The following is a 5230-nucleotide window of genomic DNA, read 5'->3' as shown; positions in this document are numbered from 1 at the left end:
CCTTGCGGTCCACCTTGCCGTTCACCGTCAGCGGCAGAACATCCAGCACCACCAACGCGGACGGCACCATGTACTCCGGCAACACACCCTGCACAAACCCGCGCACCGCAGCGACGTCCACACCAACCGAACCACTCGCCGCCACGACATAGCCGGTCAGGCGCTTGTCTCCTGGGCGGTCCTCACGCACCATCACCACCGCCTGGCCGATGTCCGCGTGAGCGAGCAACGCGGCCTCCACCTCACCCAACTCGACCCGGAACCCACGAACTTTCACCTGATCATCCGTACGGCCCAGGAAGTCCAGGACACCGTCCGCTCGCCATCTCGCCAGGTCTCCAGTGCGGTACATCCGCTCCCCCGGCGCGAACGGACTCGCCACGAACCGCTCCGCGGTCAACCCCGGACGGTCCAGATAACCGCGAGCCAGGCCCGCGCCCGCGACGTACAACTCCCCAGCAACACCCACCGGTACTGGCCGCAGCGCCGAATCCAGCACGTAGACGCGGGAGTTGGCGATGGGCGTGCCGATGTGCGGGGTGTGGTGGTCGTCGGCGGACAGGGGCCTGGTGGTGGTGACGCAGACGGTTGATTCCGTCGGCCCGTAGGCGTTGACGAGACGGCGGCCGTCGGCCCAGCGGGTCGCCAGGTTCTGGTTCAGGGCTTCGCCGGCGGTAACGAGCGTCGTGATCGACGGCAGGCTGTCCGGTTCCAGAACAGCCAGTGCGGCGGGGGGCAGGGTGGCGTGGGTGACCGACCGCTCGGCGACCAGGCGGACGAGTGCCTGACCGGGCAACAGGTCCTGCGGCGCGGCCGTGACGAGGCAGGCCCCGTTGCACAGGGCCATCACCGTCTCCCAGACCGCCGCGTCGAAACTCGCCGAAGCGAACTGCAACACCCGGCTGCCCGCCGTGATCCCGAACTCCTCCGCCTGGACAGCGGCCAGACTCGGCAGTCCCTGATGAGTGACCGCCACACCCTTCGGCCGGCCGGTGGAACCGGAGGTGTAGATGACATAGGCCGGGTGCGCGGGCAGCAACCTGGCACGGCGCTCGGCATCCATGGGGTCCGTGTCGTCGAAGTCCCCAAGCGCCGCGACGGCACGAGGATCGTCGACAGCCACGTACGACAGCTGTCCGCTGCTGAAGCGCGAGGTCAACTCCGTGCTCGTCAGCACGAGGACGGGCCGGGCGTCGGTAAGGACGTACGTGATCCGCTCGGCGGGATAGTCCGGGTCGATGGGGAGGTAGACGCCGCCGGCCTTGGTCACCGCGAGGAGTGCGACGACGAGATCGGCGGAGCGGTGCATCATCACCGCGACAAGCGACTCGGGTCCTACGCCTCGCTCTATCAGCAGCCGGGCGAGGCGGTTGGCGCGGGCGTTGAGTTCCGCATAAGTCAGTTCCGTGTCTTGGAAGACGACGGCGGTCGCGTCGGGGGTGCGGGCGGCCTGGGTCTGGAACAGCTCCGGCAGCGTCACCGCGGGCAACTCCCGGGCGGTGTCGTTCCAGTCGATCAGGACCCGCTCCCGCTCCCCGGGATCGACGACGTCCACCGCGTTGACCTGCTGGTGCGGTGCCGTTTCCAGGGCGGTGACGATGCCTTCGGCCGCGGTATGGACCATGGCGCACAGTGATTCACCCGAGACAGGTCCGACGACCTGCACGGTCAGGGTGAATCCGTCGCCGGCGTCGTCGACGTTCAGCCCGATCGGGTAGTTCGTGCGCTCCTGGTCGTACAGCACCTCGATGCCGTCAAGGCTGTTGTCCGTCCCGGACTCGGCCCGCCTGGAGTGCCGGTAGTTGAACAGGGAGGTGAACAGCGGAGTGTCCGCCCTGATCCCGCTGGCCTGCCGGGCCAGTTTCAAGGGGGCGTGTTCGTGGACGAGCAGGTCCGCGAGCTGGTTCTGCACCGACCGGACCGTGTCCAACACCTGCGCGCCCTGCGTCCGCACCCGTACGGGCAGGGAGTTGATGAACAAGCCCAGCACGCGGTCCGCGCCACTCCCCGCGGCCATGCGGCCGAACAGGACGGTACCGAAGACGACGTCGTCCCGGCCCGCGGTGGCCGCCAGGACCCGCGCCCACACCACGTGCAGGACCGTGGCCGGGCTCACGCCCAGGCGGCGTGACTGGGCCCGCAGTCGCCGGGCGAGTTCCGCGTCCATCACGCGACGGGACTCCGTCACGCCGGTGCCGTCGCCGCGGACGTCGAGCAGACCGAACGGCGCGGTCGGCTCGGTCACGTCCCCCAACAGGGTGGAGAAGTACTTCTGGTGCTCCTCCTGCGCCACCCGCAGGCGGGACTGGGCCACGAAGTTCCGGAACGGCAGAGGCGCGGGCAGGGTGTCCTCGCGCCCCTCGACGAACGAGCGCACCTCCTCCAACAGCACGTCCAGGGTCGTGTGGTCCGAGATCAGGTGATGGGCCTGAACGAGCGCGATCCACTGGCCGTTCGCCGGGTCGGTCGCCGTGTAGACGCGGATCAGCGGCGCCTGACCGATGTCCATCGATCCAGGACACGCGGCCAGCAGCCGGCCGGTCACCTCGTCGTCGGGCCCCTCGGGCAGGTCGATGTTCTCCACCGGGATCACGGCACGGCGCACCACCACCTGGACCGGTTCGCGCAGTCCTTCCCACAGGACAGCGGTCCGGAGGATGTCATGCCGGTCCATGACCTTCTGCAGGGCGTTCACGAATCCGTCCAGCCGCTGCCGGGAGTCGAACCCCAACACCACCGGCAGCACGTACACATCCGACCCGTCACCGGATTCACCCATCAGGTGGTGGAAGAGGATCCCTTCCTGCAAGGGTGCCAGCGGGTACACATCCGCCACGTTGGCCGCTCCGCCGGGAACCCGGGCCACGATCCGGTCGATCTCCTCGCGGGACAGATCCACCAGGGGAAGCATGTCGGCAGAGATGGCCAGGGCGTTCTCCGGGATCCGGTTCTCCGGTACCGCAACCTCGGCCCGGCCATCCGACGCGGCCAGTCCGGCGGCCGTCGGCGCCGCGAACAGCGAACGCACGTCAACCGGTATCCCCCGGGCGCGCAGCAGCTCCACCACCCGCACCGCGAGGAGGGAGTGGCCGCCCAGTTCGAAGAAGTTGTCGTGCACGCCGACCGTGGGCAGGCCCAGGACCTCGGCGAACACGTTGCAGAGGAGCTCCTCCTGCACCGTCGACGGTCCCCGGCCGCCGTCGGTCGGCTGATGGTCCGGAGCGGGCAGAGCCTTGCGATCCAGTTTGCCGTTCGCCGTCAGCGGCAGGGCATCAAGCACCACCAGCGCGGACGGCACCATGTACTCCGGCAGCCTCACGCCGAGTTGAGCGCGCAGGGCGTCAGTATCGTCACCGCCCGTGTGACCGGTGACGGGCACGAGGTAGCCGGTCAGGCGCTTGTCTCCCGGGCGGTCCTCGCGCACCATCACCGCTGCCTGCGCGACGCCCGCGTCGGCGAGCAGCGCGGCCTCGATCTCACCCAACTCGATCCGGAACCCACGGACTTTGACCTGGTCATCCGTACGGCCCAAGTATTCGAGTTTCCCCTCGGGCTTCCAGCGGGCCAGGTCGCCGGTGCGGTACATCCGCTCCCCCGGCGTGAACGGATTCGCCACGAACCGCTCCGCGGTCAGCCCCGGCCGGTCCAGATAGCCGCGCGCCAGGCCCGCGCCCGCGATGTACAACTCGCCCTCAACCCCCACCGGTACTGGCCGCAGCGCCGAATCCAGCACGTAGACCCGCGTGTTAGGGACGGGCGTGCCGATGTACGGGGTGTGGTGGTCGTCAACGGACAGAAGGTTGGTGGTGGCGCAGACGGTGGATTCCGTCGGCCCGTAGGCGTTGACGAGACGGCGGCCGTCGGCCCAGCGGGTGGCCAGGTTCTGGTTCAGGGCGTCGCCGCCGGCGATGAGGGTCGTGATCGACGGCAGATTGTCCGGCTCCAGGAGACCCAGTACGGCGGGGGGCAGGAGTGCGTGGGTGACCGACTGCTCCGCGACCAGGCGGACGAGTGCTTGGCCCGGCAACAAGTCGTGCGGCGCGGCCGAGACAAGACAAGCCCCGTTGCCCAGGGCCATCACCGTCTCCCAGACCGCCGCGTCGAAACTCGCCGAAGCGAACTGCAACACCCGGCTGCCCGCCGTGATCCCGAACTCCTCCGCCTGCACAGTGACCAGACTCGGCAGTCCCTGATGAGTGACCGCCACGCCCTTCGGCCGTCCGGTGGAGCCGGAGGTGTAGATGACGTATGCCGGGTGCGCGGGCAGCAACCTGGCACAGCGCTCGGCGTCCGTGGGGTCCATGCCGTCGAAGTCCCCTAGCGCCGCGACGGTACGAGGATCATCGACGGCCACGTACGGCGGGTGGCTGTCGGCGAGGCGAGAGGCCAACTCCGTGCTGGTCAGCACCAGAAGAGGACGGGCATCGGTGAGGAGGAAGGTGATCCGCTCAGCCGGGTAGTCCGGGTCAACCGGCACATACGCACCGCCCGCCTTGACCACCGCGAGAAGCGCGACCACCAGGTCCACGGACCGGTGCATCATCACCGCGACCCGCGACTCCGGTCCCACACCCCGCTCGATCAGCAGCCGGGCCAGACGGTTGGCACGCTCGTTGAGATCCCAATAGCTCACCTCAACACCCTCGAAAACCACCGCAACCGCGTCCGGAGTGCGCGCAGCCTGCGCCTGGAACAACTCCGGCAACGTCGCCGCAGGCACCTCCCGGCCGGTGTCATTCCACTCGACCAGGATCCGCTCTCGCTCCGCGGGGGCCAGGATCTCAACGGTGTTGACGTGCTGGTGAGGGTTGGCTGTCGCGGTGTCCAGGACTCGGAGGAATCGCTCGGCCAGGGCCTCCACCGTTTCGTGGTCGAACAGGTCGAGGGCGTAGTCGATGGCACCGTGCAGACCGGCCGGGCGGTTGCCGCTCCCAGTACCGGCCACTGTGCTGGTGTCGGTACGAAAGGTCTCGCCCAACGTGATGGACAGGTCGAATTTGGCTGCGGGTTCGCCGGTGGGCAGGGGCTCGGCGTCGATACCGGGGAGGTCGAGGACGGCTTGGGTGTTGTTCTGCAGGGTGAGCATGACCTGGAAGAGGGGGTGGCGGGCCATCGAGCGGGCCGGAGCCAGGTCCTCCACCAGCCGCTCGAAGGGCACGTCCTGATGCGCGAACGCCGCCAGACCCCTCTCACGGACCTGCCCCAACAGGGCGGCGAAGGTAGGGTCACC

General features: G+C 68.9%; 1 protein-coding gene. It reads right to left on the bottom strand.

Going from position 1 to position 5230, the window contains the following annotated elements; genetic code table 11:
* Nucleotides 1-5206, bottom strand: a 5206-nt coding sequence (locus ACIP79_RS42300; RefSeq protein WP_401233340.1) for an amino acid adenylation domain-containing protein, incomplete at its 3' end; no start/stop codon positions are given.
* Nucleotides 5207-5230 lie beyond the last annotated feature (24 nt).

Origin of the sequence: Streptomyces sp. NPDC088747, from assembly GCF_044751025.1 — a bacterium.
Classification (GTDB): Bacteria; Actinomycetota; Actinomycetes; order Streptomycetales; family Streptomycetaceae; genus Streptomyces.
This window is presented reverse-complemented; position numbering and strand designations above follow the sequence as displayed.